The 21,204-nt window shown below is 66.7% G+C and carries 19 protein-coding genes and 2 tRNA genes; all 21 read left to right on the top strand.

Going from position 1 to position 21,204, the window contains the following annotated elements; all coding sequences use genetic code 11:
• Nucleotides 1–46: 46 nt before the first annotated feature.
• The 21 genes from acnA (at nucleotide 47) to purH (ending at nucleotide 21,174) form a co-directional block, all read left to right on the top strand.
• Entirely contained in the window at nucleotides 47–2,764 is a 2,718-nt protein-coding gene (gene acnA / locus CSQ85_RS11515) for an aconitate hydratase AcnA (protein ID WP_150384125.1), read from the top strand.
• Nucleotides 2,765–2,908: 144 nt separating this feature from the next.
• Complete coding sequence (gene holA, locus CSQ85_RS11520; RefSeq protein ID WP_150384126.1) at nucleotides 2,909–3,919, top strand: DNA polymerase III subunit delta; 1,011 nt, start codon at nucleotides 2,909–2,911, stop codon at nucleotides 3,917–3,919.
• Nucleotides 3,920–4,001: 82 nt separating this feature from the next.
• Entirely contained in the window at nucleotides 4,002–4,544 is a 543-nt protein-coding gene (tsaE, locus tag CSQ85_RS11525) for a tRNA (adenosine(37)-N6)-threonylcarbamoyltransferase complex ATPase subunit type 1 TsaE (protein ID WP_223846968.1), read from the top strand.
• A gap of 109 nt (nucleotides 4,545–4,653) precedes the next feature.
• The gene (gene tsaB / locus CSQ85_RS11530; protein ID WP_150384128.1) at nucleotides 4,654–5,499 is read left to right on the top strand and encodes a tRNA (adenosine(37)-N6)-threonylcarbamoyltransferase complex dimerization subunit type 1 TsaB; all 846 of its coding nucleotides are present in this window, start codon (nucleotides 4,654–4,656) and stop codon (nucleotides 5,497–5,499) included.
• A gap of 17 nt (nucleotides 5,500–5,516) precedes the next feature.
• Nucleotides 5,517–6,179, top strand: a complete 663-nt coding sequence (gene rimI, locus CSQ85_RS11535; RefSeq protein WP_150384159.1) for a ribosomal protein S18-alanine N-acetyltransferase — start codon at nucleotides 5,517–5,519, stop codon at nucleotides 6,177–6,179.
• Nucleotides 6,176–7,219 carry a tRNA (adenosine(37)-N6)-threonylcarbamoyltransferase complex transferase subunit TsaD gene (tsaD, locus tag CSQ85_RS11540; protein ID WP_150384129.1) on the top strand — a complete coding sequence of 348 codons (1,044 nt, stop codon included), beginning with the start codon at nucleotides 6,176–6,178 and terminating at the stop codon, nucleotides 7,217–7,219. Before rimI ends, tsaD begins: the two co-directional genes overlap by 4 nt.
• 108 nt (nucleotides 7,220–7,327) lie before the next feature.
• Nucleotides 7,328–7,400: transfer RNA gene (locus CSQ85_RS11545), tRNA-Asn, on the top strand.
• 48 nt (nucleotides 7,401–7,448) lie between these two features.
• Nucleotides 7,449–7,521: transfer RNA gene (locus tag CSQ85_RS11550), tRNA-Asn, on the top strand.
• A gap of 230 nt (nucleotides 7,522–7,751) precedes the next feature.
• On the top strand, nucleotides 7,752–8,636 hold the full coding sequence (locus tag CSQ85_RS11555) for a Fic family protein (RefSeq protein WP_107041012.1): 885 nt from the start codon (nucleotides 7,752–7,754) through the stop codon (nucleotides 8,634–8,636).
• 151 nt (nucleotides 8,637–8,787) lie between these two features.
• Entirely contained in the window at nucleotides 8,788–8,976 is a 189-nt protein-coding gene (locus tag CSQ85_RS11560; RefSeq protein ID WP_150384130.1) for a hypothetical protein, read from the top strand.
• Nucleotides 8,977–9,165: 189 nt separating this feature from the next.
• Entirely contained in the window at nucleotides 9,166–11,211 is a 2,046-nt protein-coding gene (gene thrS / locus CSQ85_RS11565; protein WP_107040960.1) for a threonine--tRNA ligase, read from the top strand.
• A gap of 209 nt (nucleotides 11,212–11,420) precedes the next feature.
• The gene (locus CSQ85_RS11570) at nucleotides 11,421–12,176 is read left to right on the top strand and encodes a YebC/PmpR family DNA-binding transcriptional regulator (RefSeq protein ID WP_150384131.1); all 756 of its coding nucleotides are present in this window, start codon (nucleotides 11,421–11,423) and stop codon (nucleotides 12,174–12,176) included.
• Nucleotides 12,177–12,182: 6 nt separating this feature from the next.
• A complete protein-coding gene (gene ruvC / locus CSQ85_RS11575) occupies nucleotides 12,183–12,767 on the top strand; it encodes a crossover junction endodeoxyribonuclease RuvC (RefSeq protein WP_107040958.1) in 585 nt (194 codons plus the stop codon).
• A gap of 60 nt (nucleotides 12,768–12,827) precedes the next feature.
• Complete coding sequence (gene ruvA, locus CSQ85_RS11580; RefSeq protein ID WP_150384132.1) at nucleotides 12,828–13,451, top strand: Holliday junction branch migration protein RuvA; 624 nt, start codon at nucleotides 12,828–12,830, stop codon at nucleotides 13,449–13,451.
• Nucleotides 13,452–13,462: 11 nt separating this feature from the next.
• Entirely contained in the window at nucleotides 13,463–14,563 is a 1,101-nt protein-coding gene (gene ruvB / locus CSQ85_RS11585) for a Holliday junction branch migration DNA helicase RuvB (protein WP_107040956.1), read from the top strand.
• A gap of 69 nt (nucleotides 14,564–14,632) precedes the next feature.
• Complete coding sequence (locus CSQ85_RS11590) at nucleotides 14,633–15,097, top strand: preprotein translocase subunit YajC (RefSeq protein WP_150384133.1); 465 nt, start codon at nucleotides 14,633–14,635, stop codon at nucleotides 15,095–15,097.
• A 2-nt stretch (nucleotides 15,098–15,099) separates the two neighbouring features.
• Entirely contained in the window at nucleotides 15,100–15,681 is a 582-nt protein-coding gene (locus CSQ85_RS11595) for an adenine phosphoribosyltransferase (protein WP_150384134.1), read from the top strand.
• 100 nt (nucleotides 15,682–15,781) lie between these two features.
• Nucleotides 15,782–16,984 carry an ADP-forming succinate--CoA ligase subunit beta gene (sucC, locus tag CSQ85_RS11600; RefSeq protein ID WP_150384135.1) on the top strand — a complete coding sequence of 401 codons (1,203 nt, stop codon included), beginning with the start codon at nucleotides 15,782–15,784 and terminating at the stop codon, nucleotides 16,982–16,984.
• Nucleotides 16,984–17,904, top strand: a complete 921-nt coding sequence (gene sucD / locus CSQ85_RS11605; protein WP_107040952.1) for a succinate--CoA ligase subunit alpha — start codon at nucleotides 16,984–16,986, stop codon at nucleotides 17,902–17,904. Before sucC ends, sucD begins: the two co-directional genes overlap by 1 nt.
• On the top strand, nucleotides 17,904–19,568 hold the full coding sequence (locus CSQ85_RS11610; protein ID WP_150384136.1) for a cell division protein PerM: 1,665 nt from the start codon (nucleotides 17,904–17,906) through the stop codon (nucleotides 19,566–19,568). Before sucD ends, CSQ85_RS11610 begins: the two co-directional genes overlap by 1 nt.
• Nucleotides 19,543–21,174, top strand: a complete 1,632-nt coding sequence (gene purH / locus CSQ85_RS11615) for a bifunctional phosphoribosylaminoimidazolecarboxamide formyltransferase/IMP cyclohydrolase (protein WP_107040951.1) — start codon at nucleotides 19,543–19,545, stop codon at nucleotides 21,172–21,174. The genes CSQ85_RS11610 and purH overlap by 26 nt, the downstream gene beginning before the upstream one ends.
• Nucleotides 21,175–21,204 lie beyond the last annotated feature (30 nt).

Raw genomic sequence — 21,204 nt, forward strand, 5'->3', positions numbered from 1 at the left:
TGGATAATCAACGGCATCAGAAGCCGACCAAGATTCCGGAGGAAGTATGTCCGTACGTGACGACCAACTGGCGACCCTGCACGCCGCCGGCAAGGACTTCGACTATTACAACATCGCCGATCTCAAGGGGATCGACCACCTGCCCTATTCGCTGAAGGTGCTGGTGGAGAACCTCGTGCGCAACATCGACGGCGCCAACATCACCGACGAGCACGTGCGCGCGCTGCTCGACTGGGACCCGAACGCCCAGCCCAGCCACGAGATCCAGTTCACCCCCTCGCGCGTCGTCATGCAGGACTTCACCGGCGTGCCGTGCATCGTCGACCTAGCCACCATGCGCGACGCGGTCAAGGACTTGGGCGGCGACCCCGAGGTCATCAACCCGCAGGTCCAGTCCGACATGGTCATCGACCACTCCGTGCAGATCGACAAGTACGCGCTCGCCGACGCGGTCGAGCAGAACATGGACATCGAATACCAGCGCAACGGCGAACGCTACCAGTTCCTGCGCTGGGGCCAGCAGGCGTTCCGCAACTTCCGCGTCGTGCCGCCGGGGACCGGCATCATCCACCAGGTCAACATCGAATACCTCGCCAAGGTCGTCATGACCAAGTCGGCCGAGGCGTCGGGCCTGAACGACGGGCGCGAGCTCGCCTACCTCGACTCCTGCGTCGGCACCGACTCGCACACCACCACCGAAAACGGCCTCGGCGTGCTCGGCTGGGGCGTCGGCGGCATCGAGGCCGAGGCCGCCATGCTCGGCCAGCCGATCTCCATGCTCGTGCCGCGCGTCGTCGGCTTCAAGCTCACCGGCTCCATCCCCGAGGGCGTCACCGCCACCGACGTGGTCCTCACCATCACCGACATGCTGCGCCAGCACGGCGTCGTCGGCAAGTTCGTCGAGTTCTACGGCGAGGGCATCGCCTCCGTCCCGCTCGCCAACCGCGCCACCATCGGCAACATGAGCCCCGAGTTCGGCTCCACCTGCGGCATCTTCCCGATCGACGACGTGACCCTCGACTACCTGCGCCTGACCGGCCGCTCCGACGAGCAGGTCGCGCTCGTCGAGGCGTACGCCAAGGCCAACAAGCTGTGGGGCGACGCCAAGGACCCGGACTACGTCGAACCGGAGTACTCCGAGTACATGGAGCTCGACCTGGGCGACGTGGTGCCGTCCATCGCCGGCCCGAAGCGCCCACAGGACCGCATCAAGCTGTCCGAGTCGAAGCAGGTGTTCGAGGACACGCTGCCCGCCTACGAGACCGAGAAGACCGTCAAGGAGAGCGTGCCCGTGTCCACGTCCTTCCGCGGCGACTTCGACCTCGACAACGGCGACGTGGCCATCGCCTCCATCACCTCGTGCACCAACACGTCCAACCCGTCCGTGATGATCGCCGCCGGCCTCATCGCCCGCAACGCGCACGCCAAGGGTTTGAAGCCCAAGCCGTGGGTCAAGACCTCCCTCGCGCCCGGCTCCCAGGTCGTCGCCGACTACCTCAAGGCCGCCGGCCTGCAGGACGACCTCGACGCGCTCGGCTACCAGCTCGTCGGCTTCGGCTGCGCCACCTGCATCGGCAACTCCGGCCCGCTGCTGCCCGAGATCAGCGAGGCCATCAACGCCAACGACCTGACCGTCACCGCCGTGCTCTCCGGCAACCGCAACTTCGAGGGCCGCATCAGCCCCGACGTCAAGATGAACTACCTCGCCTCGCCGCCGCTCGTCATCGCGTACGCGCTCGCCGGCACGATGGACTTCGATTTCGAGTCCCAGCCGCTGGGCGTCGACACGGACGGCAACGACGTGTACCTCAAGGACATCTGGCCGACCAACTCGGAGGTCGCCGCCGTGGTCAACGGCACCGTCAGCCGCGAGATGTTCCTCAAGGACTACGCTTCCGTGTTCGAGGGCGACCGCCGCTGGAAGGGCCTCGACGTGCCCGAAGGCGAGCTGTTCCAGTGGGACCCGAAGTCCACGTACGTGCGCAAGCAGACGTTCTTCGACGGCATGAAGTCCACGCCGGACCCGGTCGAGGACATCCACGGCGCCCGCGTGCTCGCCCTGCTCGGCGACTCCGTGACCACCGACCACATCTCCCCGGCAGGCGCGTTCAAGGCGTCCAGCCCCGCAGGCAAGTACCTGACCGAGCGCGGCGTCAAACCGCGTAACTTCAACTCCTACGGCTCGCGCCGCGGCAACCACGAGATCATGGTGCGCGGCACGTTCGGCAACATCCGACTGCGCAACCAGCTGCTCGCCTCCGTGGGCGAGGAGGTCACGCCCGGCGGCTTCACCTACGACTTCACCACCGGCAAGCCGTCCACGATCTTCGACGCCTCCCTGAACTACAAGGCCGCCGGCACCCCGCTCGTGGTCCTCGCGGGCAAGGAGTACGGCACCGGATCGTCGCGCGACTGGGCCGCGAAGGGCACGCTGATGCTCGGCGTCAAGGCCGTCATCACCGAAAGCTTCGAGCGCATCCACCGCTCCAACCTCATCGGCATGGGCGTGCTCCCGCTGCAGTTCCCCGAAGGCGAGTCCTACACGTCGCTGGGCCTCGACGGCACCGAGACCTACGACATCGCCGGCATCGACGAGCTCAACGCGGGCGTCACCCCGAAGACGGTCCACGTCACCGCCACGCACAAGGACGGCTCGACCACCGAGTTCGACGCGGTCGTGCGCATCGACACCCCCGGCGAGGCCGACTACTACCGCAACGGCGGCATCCTCCAGTACGTGCTGAGGAACCTCATGAGCAAGTGATCCTCGAGATCCGCATCGAGATCCGCATCGCATGAGGCGTGACGGCCGCGGGGCTTTCGGGAATCTCCCGGAAACCCGCGGCCGTCGGCGTTTCCGCGCCCGACGTCACGCGCGTTGTCCAACGGGTGTGGGGTGATGGAGACCATGGCAACAACGGCAGGGAACGCGGCATTGCGCGTGGTGTTCGGCGGAGACGCATACCTCAACGGGCGAACCGCTAGGGAACTGCGCGACAAGGCGCTCGAGGGCCGCCCCGATGCGGAGCTCATCGAACTGGACGCGGCGTCGGCCGACCGGTACGCCTTCGACGAGGCCGTCAGCCCGTCGCTCCTGGCCGAGACCGCGGTCGTGACCGTCGACAACCTCCAGTCCGCAGACGAGAAGCTCGGCGAGGCGATGGTCGCCTACGTCAAGGAGTCGAAGGACGACCCCAACGCGAGCGTCGTCATCTGCCGGCACGAGGGCGGCAACAAAGGCAAACGGCTCGTCGACCAGCTGGTCAGGGCCGGCGCGCAGAAGGTCGAGGTGGCCGATCTCAAGAAACCGGAGGCGAAACTCAACTTCGTGCTTTCCCGGTTCGAACGGCTCGGCCGGCGCATCGAACCGATCGCCGCCCAACAGCTCGTCGACGTGCTCGGCGAACGCACCGGCGAACTCGACGCGATGTGCGGCCAGCTGTGCTTCGACTTCGACGACGATCCGATCGGACTGGACCGCGTCAACCAGTATCTGACCGCCAACCCGCAGGTCACCGGATTCGCCGTCGCCGACGCCGCGCTGGCCGGACGCACCGCCGACGCGATCGTCATGATGCGATCCGCCGTCGAACAGGGCACCGCGCCGATCGCGCTGATCGGCGCGCTCGCCATGAAGCTCAGGACCCTGGCCAAGGCGTCCGCCCTCAAATCGGGGGAGATCTCGGCCTCCGAGGCGGGCATGCCGAGCTGGATGCTCAAGAAGATCCGGCTCGGCGGATGGACGTCGCAGGGACTCGCGAACTGCATCCGCATGCTCGCGTGGGCCGACGAGCAGAGCAAGACCAACGGCGGCGACCCGATGTACGCGCTCGAACGCAGCATCGAGACGATCGCGGTGAAGGGACGGACCGACATGCAGGGAGGACGATACGGATATGGACGTGGATATGACAGGTGAGAACGTGAGCGGGACGGCCGGCGGAACATCCGGCGTGACGGCCGGCGGTGTGACCCGCGTCGAGGTGCCCACTGGCGGTGACATGCGCGCATTGGGCCGACGCATCGCCGCGCATGTGCACGGCGGCGACGTGCTGCTTCTGTCCGGTCCGCTCGGCGCCGGCAAGACCACGCTCGCGCAGGGCTTCGGCGAAGGACTCGGCATCGGCGAGCCGATCGTCTCGCCCACGTTCACCATCGCCCGCGAACTGAACGGCCGATTCGCCGACGGCGCCCCCGCGCATTTCGTGCACGTCGACGCCTACCGTTTGGGCGGCGCCGACTACGCGCCAGGACAGGCCGCCGTCGACCGGCTCCTCGACGAACTCGAATCGCTCGGCCTCGACGAGGAACTCGAGGACACCAGCGACGACACCGTCGTGCTCATGGAATGGGGCGAGCAGATGGTCGCCGCGCTCGCGCCCGAACGTCTGGAGATCCACATCGAACGTCCGCTGGACGCCCTCGGCGCAGGTATCGGCGTCGCCGGCGGCGTGTCCGGCCCCGACGGCGAGATCACCGGCGACGGCGTGCGCGTCGTCACGCTCGTGCCCGTCGGGCCGCGCTGGAGCGGGTTCGCACTGTAGCGGGTTCGCACTGCAGCGTCGGTTCTCCCGTCCCGGTGTACACTCGCTAGAGGTTTCCGGAGCCGTCCGGGCGCCGGGACGGACACTGTTGCGAAGAGCGGGAGGTCGCATGGGCTGCACACTGGTGATCGATACGTCATACGGTTCGACCGTGGGCGTCGTGGGGCATGAGCCGATCATCGAAACCGATTCGCGCACCCACGTCGAGCGTCTCCAGCCCAACATCGCGCGGGCGATCGGGGACGCCGGACTTACGCCCGCCGACATCGACACCATCGTCGTGGGCACCGGTCCCGCGCCGTTCACCGGACTGAGGGCCGGCATCGTCGCAGCCAAGGCGATCGCGTTCGCCACCGGCGCCACGCTCATCGGACAGAACATCCTCGACGCGCAGGGCGAGATGGCGTACCGTGCGGGGGAGGAGGTCTACGGCGACGGCGAACGCAGCCGTCACGTCACCCTGTGCGTCAACGACGCGCGACGCAAGCAGCTGTACTTCTGCCTCAACCACGGAACCATCTCGCTGCCCGAGCGCGAGGCGGCCGACAACCGCTGGATCGCGATGGACATCGACTATCCCGAGCGCATCGTCGAACGCGTCAACGAGACCGTGCGCGCGCACGCCGAACGCGACGGCGTCGACTACGTCGTCGACGTGATCGGACACGGCGCAGCCAAATACGCCGCCGCATGGCAGGGTCTGGAACACCCCGGCGAGGTGAGCGACCGGTCCGTGCTGGACCTCGGCGCCGAAGGCCTCGCCATATTCGCCGAAACCGCATTGGGACGGACCGCGCGCGGTGACGGGCAGCCGCCGGTCGAGCCCCTCTACCTGCGCCGGCCGGATGCGGAGATCCCCGCGCCCCTGAAGCACGTCCTCGGCCACGAAGGCGCCACGCGCAAGGACGAGACCGAGGCCGGAGCCAATACCGAGGCGGAAGGTCCACAGGCATGACGCAACCGACGCACCTGATGCAGTCGACGCAACCGACACAGGCCGGGCTGCGCATCACGCCCATCGACGAACTCGACCGCGACGTCATCGTCGAAGCCATCGCCCGGCTCGAACGCGAACTGTTCGGCCGCGGCGCATGGAGCGAGAACATGGTGCGCGAGGAACTCGCCGCCCCCGCCCGCACCTACTACGTGTGCGTGGACGACAACGGCAGCAGGTCCTCTCTGACAAAGGGGCCGTCGACGCAGCCGACCGGGGGAGAGACCACGGCACAGGCTTTCGAGAACGCCCCCGCCATCGTCGGATACGCCGGCTTCTGGTACGACGGCGACGACGCGGAACTCATGACCATCGGCGTCGCCGTCTCCCACCAGCGCCGGGGCATCGCCGCACGCCTGCTCGCCACGCTCGTCGACGAGGCGGAAAAACAGGGCGCCGCACGCATGCTGCTCGAGGTGCGCGTCGACAACGACCCCGCGCTCGCGCTGTACCGGCGATTCGGGTTCACACGCATGGGACTGCGCAAACGCTACTACCAGCCCGGCAACATCGACGCATACACGATGGCGCTGGACCTGAAGCCGCGCGTGGTCGGCTTCCAGACGGGGGCGACGGACGCGCGACCGGAGCAGCATGAGCATAACGAGCAGAACGACAAGCAGAAAGAGGACGACAGATGAGCGAACCCGTGGTGCTGGGCATCGAATCGACCTGCGACGAGACCGCAGCCGCCATCGTGCGCGGACGCACACTCGTATCCAACGTGGTCTCCTCCTCGATGGAGGAACACGCGCGCTACGGCGGCGTCATCCCCGAAATCGCCTCGCGCGCGCACGCCGAGGCGTTCGTGCCGTGCGTCTCCAAGGCGCTCGCCGACGCGAACATGGAGCTGTCCGACGTGGACGCGATCGCCGTGTCCGCCGGTCCGGGGCTTGCCGGCTGCCTCGCGGTCGGCGTCTCCGGCGCGAAGGCCCTCGCGTGGGCGTCCGGCAAGCCGCTGTACGGCATCAACCATGTGATCGGGCACATCGCGGTCACCCAGCTGCAGTTCGGCCCGTTCCCGCCCGACACACTCGCCCTGATCGTCTCCGGCGGCCACACGTCGCTGCTGCACGTCGAGGACGTGGCGCGGCGCATCGACGTGGTCGGCACCACGCTCGACGACGCGGCCGGGGAGTGCTTCGACAAGGTCGCGCGCCTTCTGGGATTCCCCTATCCGGGTGGCCCGCACATCGACCGTCACGCGCAGCACGGCGACCCGCATGCCATCAAGGTGCCGCAGGGCCTGACCCAGGGGCAGGCCGGCGCGAGGCACCCGTACGATTTCAGCTTCTCCGGTGTCAAGACCGCCGTCGCCCGCTGGGTGGAGGGGGAGCAGGCCGCAGGCCGCGCGATCCCCGTCGATGACGTGTGCGCCTCGCTCGCCGACTCTGTGGCCACGGTGCTCGCGAAGAAGGCGATGCGTGGCTGCCGCCAGTACGGCTCCGACACGCTGATCGTCGGCGGCGGGTTCTCCGCGAATTCGCAGCTGCGCGCCAAGCTGCTGCAGTACGGGCGCAGCAACGGCGTCGAGGTGCGCATCCCCGAACTGAAGCTGTGCACCGACAACGGAGCGATGGTCGCCATGCTCGGCGTGAACCTCGTCGAGGCCGGCGTCCGTCCCAGCGCGCCCGATTTCCCGATCGACTCCGCGATGCCGCTGACCAAGGTGTCGATGTAGGAGGTTTCCTTGCGCCGCAAGGGGACACGCCGTATTTGGAGTTTCCGCTCATCTTGCGGTAAAGTATCCGTCTTGTGCGAACGGGAGTGATCCCGTGAAGCAAGCCATTCCTGCGTAGCTCAGTTGGCAGAGCATCCGACTGTTAATCGGACGGTCGCTGGTTCAAGCCCAGCCGCAGGAGCGTTGCCTTTCAGGTCGCAAGCCCTGCGAAAAGGCGATAATTGAATATTCCTGCGTAGCTCAGTTGGCAGAGCATCCGACTGTTAATCGGACGGTCGCTGGTTCAAGCCCAGCCGCAGGAGCCTGTCGGAAGCCCCGGGTTCGCCCGGGGCTTTCTTGTTTCCGCGAGCCTTTCGGACCTTGGCGGATCTTGGTGGCAAATCGGAATTGAGATACCGTCGCCATGGCAATGGAAAAGTCCGGGGAATGTGGCTCCTTCAGCGCTGGTCCCGAGGTTTCTGGATCGGTATCCTAATATCCTATGGACACGGGGCTCGGGCATATCGGAGCTGCGTCGTGAGAGGAGATGGTCATGGACAGGGTTCGGCTTGTGGATTGGCTGAAGCGTGAGCGTGACCAGCGGGTTGGCGGCGGACTGTACTACAACACGCAGATCCTGTTCGCATACAACTCGAATCATATGGAAGGTTCCACGCTGTCTCCCGAGCAGACGGCGCAGCTGTACGATACGGGCGCGCTGTTGCCGGATAACGCGATCGACCAGATTCGTGCCGATGACGTGATCGAGACCCGCAACCACTTCCTCACGTTCAACTGGATCCTCGACCATGTGGATGAGCCGGTCGACAGGACCATGGTGTGCACCCTGCATGCGATGCTCAAACGCGGCACCGGACAGGAGCTCGATCCCGATCGCAATGTGGGCGGCTACAAGGTCCTGCCGAACGTGATCAGTCAGATGCTGGGGGTGCACACGGCGTTGCCGGAGGACGTGCCGCAGGCCATGGAACTGGTGTTCGCCCTGTATCGGGACCTGCGCGACGATCCGTATGAGATCGCGAAGGCGCATTGGATGTTCGAGACCACGCATCCGTTCTCCGACGGCAACGGGCGGATCGGACGGTTGGTCATGTTCAAGGAGCTGTTGCGTTTGGATACGGTTCCGGTGATCGTGGGTGACTCGGACAAGAACCTGTATGTCCGCGGACTGAGCCGGTTCGGTGTGGAACCGGGGTATCTCGTCGACACGCTGCTGACCGAGCGCGACCGATACGAGTCCCTGATGGAACGGCTCGCACCGGGACGCATCCGGTACTCGTACGTGTCCGAGTGGGATCCCGCGGCCGTCGCGGAACGACGCGGCGGCGAACCGCTCGTCAATCCGTTCGTGAAACGCGAGTGGACCGACGAGGACATCCGTTCGGACCGGTTCCGTTCGGGTCAGGTGAAAGACTGATCGTCTGGTCTGGCCGTTTGGCTGTTGGACCGGTCGGTCGCGCGACATTCGGGGGCATTTTGTACCCCCTTGCGCGTGTCGGCGGCGCGTCGTCCGATAGGGGGGTAGTATCGCGGGTGACGAACGAGATGACGGCAGGGAGGCCGGAATCATGGACGTGAGGATCATGAAGATAGGACGCGGCGTGTTCGCCGTCGTGCACAACGGGTCGGGGGCCGGCACCGTGCGCAAGCAGAGCTTCGGCATCAGGCGCATGTGGCTGGCCGACGGCGCCAACGGGGCGCAGGGGGTGTTCCCCTCGAAGAAGGTCGCCGCCGAATGGCTGGTGCAGCGCGCCTGATCGCAGCGGGAACGCGGCGGGAACGCATGTGACCGGTTCCGTCGCGCCGTACGTCGCGGCGTCCGTCGCGGCGTTCGTTCTGCGAACGCGGCTTGCGCATGTCGCCGCGCGTGCCTATCGTGTCCACTGTCGAACACAGTCCAGGCCTGCCCATTGGTAACGCGGGCCCCGATAGCAAAGGACACGATCATGGCGCAAAGCTCCATCTCCATCACAGTCAACGGCGAAGCGAAGGAGGTGGAAGCAACCACCACCGGCGTCGAGCTCTTCGCGGACGACAAGGACATCATCGCGGTCCGCCTCAACGGCGAACTGCGCGACCTGTACACCCCGCTCGCGGACGGCGACACGGTCGAATCCGTCGCGCTCGACTCCGAGGACGGCCTCGGCATCATGCGCCACTCCGCCACCCACGTCATGGCCCAGGCCGTTCAGGAACTGTTCCCGAACGCCAAGCTCGGCGTCGGCCCGATCATCAAGGACGGCTTCTACTACGACTTTCAGGTCGACCAGCCCTTCACGCCGGACGACCTGAAGAACATCGAGAAGCACATGCAGCGCATCATCAAGTCCTCCCAGTCGTTCCGCCGCCGTGTGACGACCGAGGAGGAGGCGCTCGCGGAGGAGGCCGACCAGCCGTTCAAGATCGAGCTGATCAAGGACAAGGAGGCGCACCTCGACCCGTCCACCGCCACCGAGATCTCCGGCAAGGAGCTCAGCTTCTACGACAACGTCGACCGTGACGGCAACGTCGTGTGGAAGGACCTGTGCCGCGGGCCGCACCTGCCGAACACCCGCTTCATCAAGGCGTTCAAGATCGAGCGCTCCGCCGCGGCCTACTGGCGCGGCAGCGAGAAGAACCCCACCATGCAGCGCATCTACGGCACCGCATGGGCCACCAAGGAGGACCTGAAGGCCTACCAGACCCGTCTCGAGGAGGCCGCCAAGCGCGACCACCGCAAGCTCGGCGCCGAGATGGACCTGTTCTCCTTCCCGGAGGAGATCGGACCGGGTCTGGCCGTCTTCCACCCGAAGGGCGCGGCCGTCATCAACGCGATGGAGGACTACTCCCGCGAGATGCACCGCAAGTACCACTACAGCTTCGTGCAGACCCCGCACATCACCAAGGGCGGCCTGTACGAGACCTCCGGCCACCTGCACTGGTACAAGGACTCCATGTACCCGGCGATGCGCCTTGACGAGGAGCGCGACGCCGACGGCAACATCACCAAGCAGGGCTTCGACTACTACCTGAAGCCGATGAACTGCCCGATGCACAACCTCATCTTCAAGTCCCGCCAGCGTTCCTACAAGGAGCTGCCGCTGCGACTGTTCGAGTTTGGCACCGTGTACCGCTACGAGAAGTCCGGCGAGGTCCACGGCCTGACCCGCGTGCGCGGCCTCACGCAGGACGACTCCCACATCTACTGCACCCGCGAGCAGATGAAGGGCGAGCTGACCAACCTGCTGACCTTCGTCCTGAAGGTCCTCAAGGACTTCGGCCTGAGCGACTTCTACCTTGAGCTGTCCACCAAGGACGAGCACAAGTACGTCGGCAGCGACGAGATCTGGGAGGAGGCGACCAACACGCTCGCCGAGGTCGCCAAGGACTCCGGCCTGACCCTCGTGGCCGATCCGGGCGGCGCCGCCTTCTACGGCCCGAAGATCTCCGTGCAGGCCCGCGACGCGATCGGCCGCACCTGGCAGGTGTCGACGATCCAGCTCGACTTCAACCTGCCCGAGCGCTTCCAGCTCGAGTACATCGCGGCCGACGGCACCCACCAGCGTCCGGTGATGATCCACCGCGCACTGTTCGGCTCCATCGAGCGCTTCTTCGCCGTGCTGCTCGAGCACTACGCCGGCGCGTTCCCGGCGTGGCTCGCCCCGGTGCAGGTGCTCGGCGTGCCGGTCGCCGACGAGTTCGCCCCGCACCTCGCCGGCTTCGTCAAGAGCCTCGAGGACGAGATGGTCCGCTGCGAGATCGATTACTCCGACGACCGCTTCGGCAAGAAGATCCGCAACGCCTCCAAGTCCAAGGCGCCGTTCATCCTCATCGTCGGCGAGGAGGACATGAACAACAACGCGGTGAGCTTCCGCTTCCGCGACGGCAGCCAGCTCAACGGCGTGCCGGTCGACGAGGCGCGCGCGAAGATCCTCGAGGTCATCAAGAAGCGCGTCCAGGTCAACTCGGCCGACGATTTCAAGGCCGCCACGGAGGATTCCGTCGAGGCCTGATCCGAGGTCTGATGCCAAGGCCTGATCCCAAGGCCTGATCCGTGTCCTCGCTGACGCGTCCCGGGCGTGACGCCGGTGCCGAATCGGCGTCACGCCCGTCCTTTCGCTGGCGCCATGGGCCGTCATACCGGCCGATTATCGCCGATTGTCGGCTTGGCGCCCTACAATCGTTTCGTTTGTCCAGTACCAGTTAACCTGCTAGGAGCATTATGTCAGGTCATTCCAAGTGGGCGACCACCAAGCACAAGAAGGCCGCCATCGACGCCAAGCGCGGCAAGCTCTTCGCCAAGCTCATCAAGAACATCGAGATCGCGGCCCGCACCGGCGGCGGCGACCCGGACGGCAACCCGTCGCTGTACGACGCCGTCTACAAGGCCAAGAAGGCCTCCATGCCCGCCGACAACATCAAGCGCGCCATCAAGCGCGGCTCCGGTGAGGAAGCCGGCGGCGCCAACTACGAGGACATCGTCTACGAGGGCTACGCCCCCGCCGGCGTCGGCCTCATCATCGAGTGCCTGACCGACAACCGCAACCGCGCGGCCGCCGAGGTCCGCTCCACCCTGACCAAGGGCAACGGCTCTCTGGCCACCTCCGGCTCCGTGTCCTTCAACTTCGAGCGCAAGGGCCAGATCGAGGTCCCGTCCGAGGGCGTCGACTTCGACGACCTGTTCGAGAAGGCCGGCGACGCGGGCGCCGAGGACGTCATCGACGATGGCGATGTGTTCACCGTCGTGACCGACCCGTCCGACCTGCACACCGTCCGCAAGGCCCTGCAGGACGCCGGTTTCGACTACGATTCCGCCGATATGGTCATGCGTCCGAAGAACGAGGTCGAGCTGACCCTCGAGGACGCCCGCAAGGTCTCCAAGCTCATCGACAACCTCGATGACCTGGACGATGTGCAGAACATCTACTCCAACTGGACCGCCTCCGACGAGGTCATGGAACAGCTCGACGAGGAGTAATCCAAGGTGATCATCCTAGGCGTCGACCCCGGGCTCACACGCTGCGGGGTCGGCGTGATCGAAGCCGGCGCGCACCGCCGGCTTTCGTTTATCCACGTCGATGTCGTGCGCTCCTCGCCGGATGTCTCGCAGGATCTGCGCCTCCTGGCCATTTACAACGGGCTGGCGGCCAAGATCGAGGCCTATGCGCCGGATGCCGTGTCCATCGAGCGTGTGTTCGCCCAGTCGAACCGCAACACCGTGCTCGGCACCGCGCAGGCCGCTGGGCTCGCCATGCTCGCCGCCGCCCAGCGCGGCATCCCGGTGGCGTTGCACACGCCGACCGAGGCGAAGCTCGCGATCACCGGCAACGGTCAGGCGCAGAAGGTGCAGGTAGAGCGCATGGTCACGCGCATCCTGAACCTCAACAAGATGCCGACGCCCGCCGACGCCGCCGACGCGCTCGCATTGGCGATCTGCCATGCGCTGCGTCCCGCAGGCGCGCTGCAGGGTGGGGAGCGCGAGGAGCATCTGACCGCGGCGCAGCGCCAGTGGGCCGACGCCGCGAAGAAGGCCACGAAACGGCGCATCAACGCCGACCGCGGCATGTGACCGTGATCCGGCACATGTCCGTGTGATACACTGATCGAACAGTTGTTCGAAGGAGGTGCCGTGATAGGTTCGTTGCGTGGCGTGGTCGAGGCGGTGGACGCCTCGGCCGCGCTCATCGAGGTCGGGGGAGTCGGATACGAGGTGCGCATGCCCTCCGCCGACCTGTCGCGCGTGCATGGCGGCATCGAGGTGAAGGTCTACACCTATCTCAACGTCTCGCAGGACGCGATCACGCTGTACGGGTTCCTCGACCCGACGGCGAAACGCACGTTCCTTCAGCTCATCAGGGTCAACGGCATCGGCCCGAAGGTCGCGCTGTCGCTCCTGTCCACGCTGAACCCGATGCAGCTCGCCAAGGCGGTCGCCGACAACGACGCCGCGGCCCTCGCCAAGGCCCCCGGCCTCGGCAGGAAGGGCGCGCAGAAGATCATCCTCGAGCTCAAGGGCTCGATCGACCTGGACGCGCTGGAGCAGACCGGCTCCGCCGTCACCACCGCGCAGCCGGAGGACAAGGGCGCATTGCAGGTCGTCGAGGGGCTGATCTCGCTCGGCTGGCGTCAGGCGGACGCCGAGCACGCGGTGCATGTGGCCTGTCAGGAGAACGGCATCGCCACCCCGCTCGCCGAGGACGACGTGCCGAAGGTGCTGCGCCTCGCCCTCGCCTCGCTTGACAGGGGACGGTGAACCACACAGCCATGAACGAACCGTACATCAGCGGCGAACTCGCCCAGCCGCAGGGCAACGAGAACATCGGCGCCAACGAGGAATCGCTGCGCATGGTCTCCTCCCAGCCGGTCGGCAACGAGCCGGTCAGCGACGAGGAGCTGCGCCCGCACGTCCTCGACGGCTTCATCGGCCAGCCCCGCCTCAAGGCCCAACTCCAGCTGTTCCTCGATGCGGCCCGCAAACGCGAGGTGCCGCCGGACCACATCCTGCTCGCCGGTCCTCCCGGCCTCGGCAAGACCACGTTGGCGATGATCGTCGCCAACGAGCTCGGCGTGCCGATCCGCATCACCTCCGGCCCCGCCATCCAGCATGCGGGCGATCTCGCCTCGATCCTGAGCTCGCTCGACGCGGGGGAGGTGCTGTTCGTCGACGAGGTGCACCGTCTGCCGCGCGCGGCCGAGGAGCTGTTGTACATCGCGATGGAGGACTTCCGTGTCGACGTGATGGTCGGCAAGGGGCCGGGCGCCTCGTCGATCCCGCTCACTCTGCCGCGCTTCACGATGATCGGCGCCACCACACGCGAGGGCATGCTGCCTTCGCCGCTGCGCGCCCGGTTCGGCTTCACCGCCCATCTCGACTTCTATCCGGTGGGGGAGCTGGAGAAGCTCGTCGAGCGTTCCTCCGGGGTGCTCGGCATCGCGTTGGACGAGGGCGCGGCCCACGAGCTCGCCCTGCGTTCGCGCGGCACGCCGCGTATCGCCAACCGCCTGCTGCGCCGTGTGCGCGACTGGGCGATCGTCCACGACCTGCCTTCGGTGGGCCCCGAGGACGTCAAGGAGGCGCTGGCCCTCTACCAGATCGACGCCGAGGGCCTCGACCGTCTGGACATCGCGGTGCTCAACGCCATCGTCAGGAACTTCAACGGCGGCCCGGTCGGTCTCAACACGCTGGCCGCGATGGTCGGCGAGGAATCGGAGACCGTCGAGACCGTGTGCGAGCCGTATCTGGTGCGCGAGGGGTTCCTCATCCGCACGCCCAAGGGCCGCGTCGCCACCGACAAGGCGTGGAGGCATCTCGGCATACGGCCGGATGCCGATGCGGACAAGGGCGATGTCAGCAAGCTTTTCTAGACTTTGTGCTTTGGATTAGTCGTCATTCGGATTAGTCGTCGTTCCCCGACCGGAAGGAAATCGTTTTTCATGACTACCAATATCATCCAAGAGTATGGCTTCTTCATCGTGCTCATTGTCGTCATGGGCGGCATGATGTGGTGGTCGCAGCGCCAGAACAAGAAGCGCAGCGAGCAGGTCAAGCAGTTCCGCGCCGGTCTCCAGCCGGGTACCGAGATCATCACGATCGGCCAGATCATCGGCAAGATCGTCTCCGTGGACGAGCAGTACGAGGAGGTCGTCATCGACTCCGAGGGCACGAAGCTGCGTCTCGGCTTCAACGCGATCTCCCGCGAGTACGTCCGTCCCGCCTACGTCTCCGACGACGAGGTGGACGAGAACGGCAACCCGATCGCCGAGGCCGACTCCCAGGCCGATGTTCAGGCCGCCGGCGCCGATGACGCCCAGGTGAACGTCGAGACGTCCGTCGCCGCGAACAACGCCGACGCCGACAACGGCAAGGCCGGCAAGGCCTCGGACGAGGAATCCAAGTGACCATGGCCGGCAGCGACATCACGATCAAGGATCTCGCCAAGGTCGGTCAGACCGACGCCGAGTATCTCGTCTCCCTTGTCCGCTCCATCCCAGGCTTCCCGAAGGAAGGCATCATCTTCCGCGACTTCATGCCGGTGCTGGCCGACGCCAGGGGCCTCGACGTGCTGATGCGCGCCCTCGAGGCGGCCCTGCCGCTGCCTGTCAGCGAGTTCGACTCTATCGCCGGCCTCGAATCGCGCGGATTCCTCTTCGGCCCCGCGCTGGCCCACCATCTGGGCAAGGGCTTCATCGCCATCCGCAAGGCGGGTAAGCTCCCGCCCGAGACGATCGGCGAATCCTACGATCTCGAGTACGGCACCGCCAGCGTCGAGATCGAGACCGCGGCCGTCAAGCCCGGCGAACGCGTGCTCATCGTCGACGACCTCATCGCCACCGGCGGCACCGCCAAGGCCGGCGCCGACCTCATTGAGAAGGCCGGCGGCACGATCGCCGGATTCAGCTTCGTCATGGCGCTCGACGGCCTCGACGGCCTCGACAAGCTCGGCGGCGTGCCCGTCAGCACGCTCATCTCCATGCCGGCCTGAGTCGGGGTCGGCATCCCCGGCGGCGCGGCGAACGCCGCCGGGGCACCAATAGACAACCATATTCCATATATCACGTTCCACATTCAACGGAAAAGCAGCAATGGATCTTTACGAATATCAGGCGCGCGAACTGCTCGAGGAGCAGGGTATCCCCACGCCGAAGGCCATCTACGCGCAGAACTCGCACGAGGTGGCGGAAGCCGCGGAAAAGCTCGGATACCCCTGTGTCGTCAAGGCCCAGGTCAAGATCGGCCACCGCGGTCAGGCCGGCGGCGTCAAGCTCGCCAAGACGCGTGACGAGGCCATCCTCGACTCCGAGGCCATCCTGCCGATGACCATCCACAAGCACAAGGTCAACGGCGTGCTCGTGGCCGAGGGCAAGAACATCCTCCACGAGTACTACGTGTCCATCTCCGTGGACCGCACCTCGCGCGACTACGACGTGCTCGCCACCGCCAACGGCGGCACCGAGGTCGAGGAGATCGCCCGCGAGCACCCCGAATCGGTCAAGCGACTGCACATCGAGGCCCTCGACGACTTCGACCTCGCCGCGGCCACCAAGATGGCCGAGAGCATCGGCTTCTACCATGCCGACGTCGATCAGGCCGCGCAGATCCTGCTCAAGATGTGGCGTTGCTTCAAGGAGAACGACGCCACCCTCGTCGAGATCAACCCGCTCGCCAAGATCGGCGATCCGGACGACGAATCCTCGAAGAGCCTGTGCGCGCTCGACGCGAAGATCTCCCTCGATGACAACGCCGCCTTCCGCCATGACGGCTGGAAGCGTTTCGCCGACCCGTTGGCGAACGACGAGTTCGAACGCCGCGCCAAGGACCACGGCCTGCACTACGTGCACCTGAAGGGCCAGGTCGGCGTGATCGGCAACGGCGCGGGCCTCGTGATGAGCTCCCTCGACGCCGTCTCCGGCGCCGGCGAGGAGCAGGGCACCGGCGTCAAGCCGGCCAACTTCCTCGACATCGGCGGCGGCGCCTCGGCCGAGGTCATGGCCGCCAGCCTCGAGATCGTCCTGTCCGATCCGCAGGTCGAATCCGTGTTCATCAACGTGTACGGCGGCATCACCTCCTGCGAGCAGGTCGCCAAGGGCATCCTCGAGGCGATCGACACGCTCGGTGGCGTCAAGCCGATCGTCGTGCGCTTCGACGGCAACGCGGCGGCCGAGGGCCTCGCCCTCCTCGCCGAGTCGAACACCCCGAACGTGCACGTCGCCCAGACCATGGAGGAGGCTGCGGCCGAGGCCGCACGCATCGCGGCCACCGCACTGAAGACCAAGGAGACCAACTGATGGTGCTGTTCATCGAAGACGACGCCCCTGTCATCGTGCAGGGCATGACCGGCCATCAGGGCATGACCCACACCGCCCGCATGCTCAAGGCGGGCACCAACATCGTCGGCGGCGTCAACGCCCGCAAGGCGGGTCTCGACGTCACGTTCCCGGCCGCCAAGGACGGCGAGGACGCCACGATCCACGTCTACGGCTCCTGCGCCGAAGCCCGCGAGGCCACCGGCGCTGAGGCGTCCGTCGTGTTCGTGCCGCCGCGCTTCGCCAAGGACGCGGTGGTCGAGGCCATCGAGGCCGGTATCAAGCTCATCGTCGTCATCACCGAGGGCATCCCGGTGGCCGACTCCGCCTACTTCGTCGAGCTCGCGCTGCGCCACGGCGCGCGCGTCGTCGGCCCCAACTGCCCGGGCCTGATGACCCTGGCCTCTTCGGAGACGTCGCACGGCGTCAACCTCGGCATCATCCCCGACGGCATCGTCGGCCGCGGTCCGCTTGGGCTGGTCTCCAAGTCCGGCACGCTCACCTACCAGCTCATGGGCGAGCTGTCCGACATCGGCTTCACCGCATGCCTCGGCGCCGGCGGCGACCCGATCGTCGGCACCACGCTGCTCGAAGCGCTTCAGGCGTTCGAGGCCGATCCGAACACGAAGGCCGTCATGATGATCGGCGAGATCGGCGGCAACGCCGAACAGGACGCCGCCCAGTGGGCCGCCGAGCACATGACCAAGCCGGTCGTCGCCTACATCGCCGGCTTCACCGCCCCCGAAGGCAAGCAGATGGGCCACGCCGGCGCCATCGTCTCCGGCGGCAAGGGCACCGCGAAGGACAAGAAGGAAGCGCTTGAGGCCGTCGGCATCCGTGTCGGGCGCACGCCCGGCCAGGCCGCCGACATCATGCGTGAGGTGCTCGCGGGTCTCGAATAGTGAAACTCAAACAGGCACGTCTCACCGCCATGCTCAAGGGCGCCGTCGCCTCCATCGGGGCGATGGCGCTCTATGCGATCTCGCTCGGCTGCTTCATCGCGCTGATGCTGCTCGTCATCTCGATGGAGGAGGGCGGCGAGAACCTGCCGTCGTCCGCGGTCGCCCTGACGCAGGCGGTCGTCCTGCTGAGTCAGGGGACCGGTTTCGTCCTCGGCTCGGTCAATCTGACCATCATGCCGCTGCTGCTGACGATCCTCCTGATCGCGCTCATCGCCCAGTGCGCACGCAAGGCCGGGGGAGGGGTCCCGAGCTGGGTCGCGGGCCTCGCCGTATGGGTCGTGCTCAACCTCATGTGCGCCAACGGCACCACCCTTGAACTCAACGATCCGCTGCCGGCCATCATCGGCAAGACCGCCCTCGTATGGACCATTGGCTTCCTCATCGGCGCGCTGCCCGGATCGGCGGTGGTCGAAGGCATCCGCGCAACGTTGAACGAACGGGTCGACAGGCGGGTGCGCGACGCGGGCCTGCTCGTCGTCCTCACCATCCTTGTCATGTTCGCCGTGGCCACCGTCGCGGGACTCGTCGTCGTGATCACGTGGATCGTGCGCGACTGGCAGGGCATGGCGCTCCTGTTCGACATGGACGGCATGGAGAACGGCTCGAGGATCCTCACCACGATCGCCTCGTGCGCATGGCTGCCGAACCTCATGGTCTGGGGCTTTTCGTGGCTGCTCGGCGCCGGATTCCACATCGGCGAGCTCGGCGTGTTCACCCTGTGGGCGGGCCAGTCCGCCGGATTGCCGCCGCTGCCCGTCTTCGGCCTCATGCCCGAGGGCGTGGCCGACGACCGCATCCGGATCGCGCTGCAGTGCGTGGTCCCCGTCCTGTACGCGATCATCGCCCTGCTCGCCATGCTGCTGCCCGGTCCGTTGAAGGTCCGTCCGGTGTCCTTCGACGACGTCGACGGCGTCAAGCATCTGGTTTCCACGATGCTCACGCATCTGGGCGCGCTCGCCGTGGCGGCGCTGGCCACGCTCGGCCTGTGGGCGGGATGCTTCGCGCTGTCCGATGGCGCGCTCGGCACGCAGCGGCTCGCCCATGTCGGCGTCGATCTCGTACCGTCCCTCGAGGCGGTCGGCCGATCGCTCGCCTTCGGACTGGCCGTCGCCTGGCTCGCCGTCGCCGTGGTGTTGGCGGCCGTCTACGGGATACACTGGATTGTCGGGCATCGCTCCGACCGTTCGCCGGATTCGGGACACACCGATCAGACGCCCGATGACGGCAAGGGAGAAAAGCCTGCAACGGCCGGCAAGGACTCGGGGCGGGCCGAATCCGCCGGCTCCGGGAAAACGGCTGAATCCGGTAAGCCCGGAATACTCGAGAGGATCGAGGGAGCCGTCAGGAACGGTGGGGGCACGCAGACCCGTGAGGAACGCGAGCCGCGTTCCGTGCGTTCCGTGCGGTCCGACGATCGCTCGGCCGGGGAGCGCCGCACGGCCCGAGTGGTCGAGGGCAAGGCGGGAAGCGCGCCGAAGGCCGGCCGGGTCGCGCGCTCGGCACGTTCCGGTTCCGGCAGACAACCGGCGCAACCCATGAAGCGTGAACAGAGCGAACAACCATCAAAGGAGGAACACGATGACAACAACCAATCGTCCGATTAAGAGGGCGCTGGTCTCCGTCTTCCACAAAGAGGGGATCGAAGTGCTCGCCGAGGCCTTCATCAAGGCCGGCGTCGAGGTCGTATCCACCGGTTCGACCGCGAAGCGCCTGGCCGAGCTGGGCGTGCCCGTCACCGAGGTGAGCGAAGTCACCGGGTTCCCCGAGTGCCTCGACGGCCGAGTCAAGACCCTCGACCCGCACATCCACGCCGGCATCCTCGCCGACATGACCAACCCCGATCACGCCGCCCAGCTCGAGAAGTTCGGCATCAAGCCGTTCGATCTGGTCGTCGTCAACCTCTACCCGTTCGCCGACACCGTGCGCTCCGGCGCCGACGAGGCCGCCACCATCGAGAAGATCGACATCGGCGGCCCGTCCATGGTCCGCGGCGCCGCGAAGAACAGCGCCACGGTCGCCATCGTCACCGATCCGGCCGACTACGCGCTGGTCGCCGAGCGCGTCTCCAACGGCGAGGGCTTCTCCCTCGAGGAGCGTCGCTGGCTGGCCGGCAAGGCGTTCGCCCACACCGCCGCCTACGACGCGACCATCAACGAATGGACCGCCAAGCACTGGCCGAAGCCGGCCACGATCGTCGAGACCGACCACGACGACGAGGACCAGCCGGTCAACGACGCCAAGTTCCCGGCCGCGTTCACCCGCACCTGGGACCGCGCGCACACGCTGCGCTACGGCGAGAACTCCCATCAGCAGGCCGCCCTGTACCTCGACCCGCTCGACCAGACCGGCTTCGCGCACGCCGAGCAGCTCGGCGGCAAGCCGATGAGCTACAACAACTACGTGGACGCCGACGCCGCATGGCGCGCCGTGTGGGACATGGCCCCATCCATCGCCGTCGCCGTCGTCAAGCACAACAACCCGTGCGGCCTCGCCATCGGCGCGACCGCCGCCGAGGCCCACAAGAAGGCCCACGCCTGCGACCCGGTGAGCGCGTACGGCGGCGTCATCGCCTGCAACACCACCGTCACCCTCGAAATGGCCGAAAGCGTGCGCCCGATCTTCACCGAGGTCATCGTCGCCCCCGCCTACGAGCCCGAGGCGCTGGAGCTGCTCCAGACCAAGAAGAAGAACCTGCGCATCCTCAAGGTGGCCGAGCCGCCGAAGGGCCACACCCAGTTCCGCCAGATCGACGGCGGCCTGCTTGTGCAGGACATGGACCTCATCAACGCCACCGGCGACGATCCGGACGCGTGGAAGCTCGTCTCCGGCGAGCCGGCCGACGAGGCCACCCTGAAGGACCTCGTGTTCGCGTGGCGCGCCATCCGCTGCGTCAAGTCCAACGCGATCCTGCTCGCGCACGATCAGGCCACGGTCGGCATCGGCATGGGCCAGGTCAACCGCGTCGACTCCTGCCACCTCGCGGTCGAGCGAGCCAACACGCTCGCCGACGGCGCCGACCGCGCCACCGGTTCGGTCGCCGCGTCCGACGCGTTCTTCCCGTTCGCCGACGGCGCCGAGACGCTGATGCAGGCCGGCGTCAAGGCCATCGTCCAGCCCGGCGGCTCCATCCGCGACGGCGAGGTCATCGAAGCCGCTCAGAAGGCCGGCGTGACGATGTACCTGACCGGCACCCGTCACTTCTTCCACTGATCGAACAGCCGAACCGATTCCCACTCGATT

Source organism: Bifidobacterium rousetti (assembly GCF_008698235.1).
Lineage (GTDB): Bacteria > Actinomycetota > Actinomycetes > Actinomycetales > Bifidobacteriaceae > Bifidobacterium > Bifidobacterium rousetti.

Excerpts from the sequence above, each read along its gene's own strand:
- tsaD (WP_150384129.1), top strand. The coding sequence starts at position 6,176 with ATGAGCGAACCCGTGGTGCTGGGCATCGAATCGACCTGCGACGAGACC.
- CSQ85_RS11555 (WP_107041012.1), top strand. The coding sequence starts at position 7,752 with ATGGACAGGGTTCGGCTTGTGGATTGGCTGAAGCGTGAGCGTGACCAG.
- ruvB (WP_107040956.1), top strand. The coding sequence starts at position 13,463 with ATGAACGAACCGTACATCAGCGGCGAACTCGCCCAGCCGCAGGGCAAC.
- sucD (WP_107040952.1), top strand. The coding sequence starts at position 16,984 with ATGGTGCTGTTCATCGAAGACGACGCCCCTGTCATCGTGCAGGGCATG.
- sucC (WP_150384135.1), top strand. The coding sequence starts at position 15,782 with ATGGATCTTTACGAATATCAGGCGCGCGAACTGCTCGAGGAGCAGGGT.
- CSQ85_RS11595 (WP_150384134.1), top strand. The coding sequence starts at position 15,100 with ATGGCCGGCAGCGACATCACGATCAAGGATCTCGCCAAGGTCGGTCAG.
- purH (WP_107040951.1), top strand. The coding sequence starts at position 19,543 with ATGACAACAACCAATCGTCCGATTAAGAGGGCGCTGGTCTCCGTCTTC.
- rimI (WP_150384159.1), top strand. The coding sequence starts at position 5,517 with ATGCAGTCGACGCAACCGACACAGGCCGGGCTGCGCATCACGCCCATC.
- CSQ85_RS11570 (WP_150384131.1), top strand. The coding sequence starts at position 11,421 with ATGTCAGGTCATTCCAAGTGGGCGACCACCAAGCACAAGAAGGCCGCC.
- tsaE (WP_223846968.1), top strand. The coding sequence starts at position 4,002 with ATGCGCGCATTGGGCCGACGCATCGCCGCGCATGTGCACGGCGGCGAC.
- holA (WP_150384126.1), top strand. The coding sequence starts at position 2,909 with ATGGCAACAACGGCAGGGAACGCGGCATTGCGCGTGGTGTTCGGCGGA.
- tsaB (WP_150384128.1), top strand. The coding sequence starts at position 4,654 with ATGGGCTGCACACTGGTGATCGATACGTCATACGGTTCGACCGTGGGC.
- CSQ85_RS11560 (WP_150384130.1), top strand. The coding sequence starts at position 8,788 with ATGGACGTGAGGATCATGAAGATAGGACGCGGCGTGTTCGCCGTCGTG.
- CSQ85_RS11590 (WP_150384133.1), top strand. The coding sequence starts at position 14,633 with ATGACTACCAATATCATCCAAGAGTATGGCTTCTTCATCGTGCTCATT.
- acnA (WP_150384125.1), top strand. The coding sequence starts at position 47 with ATGTCCGTACGTGACGACCAACTGGCGACCCTGCACGCCGCCGGCAAG.
- thrS (WP_107040960.1), top strand. The coding sequence starts at position 9,166 with ATGGCGCAAAGCTCCATCTCCATCACAGTCAACGGCGAAGCGAAGGAG.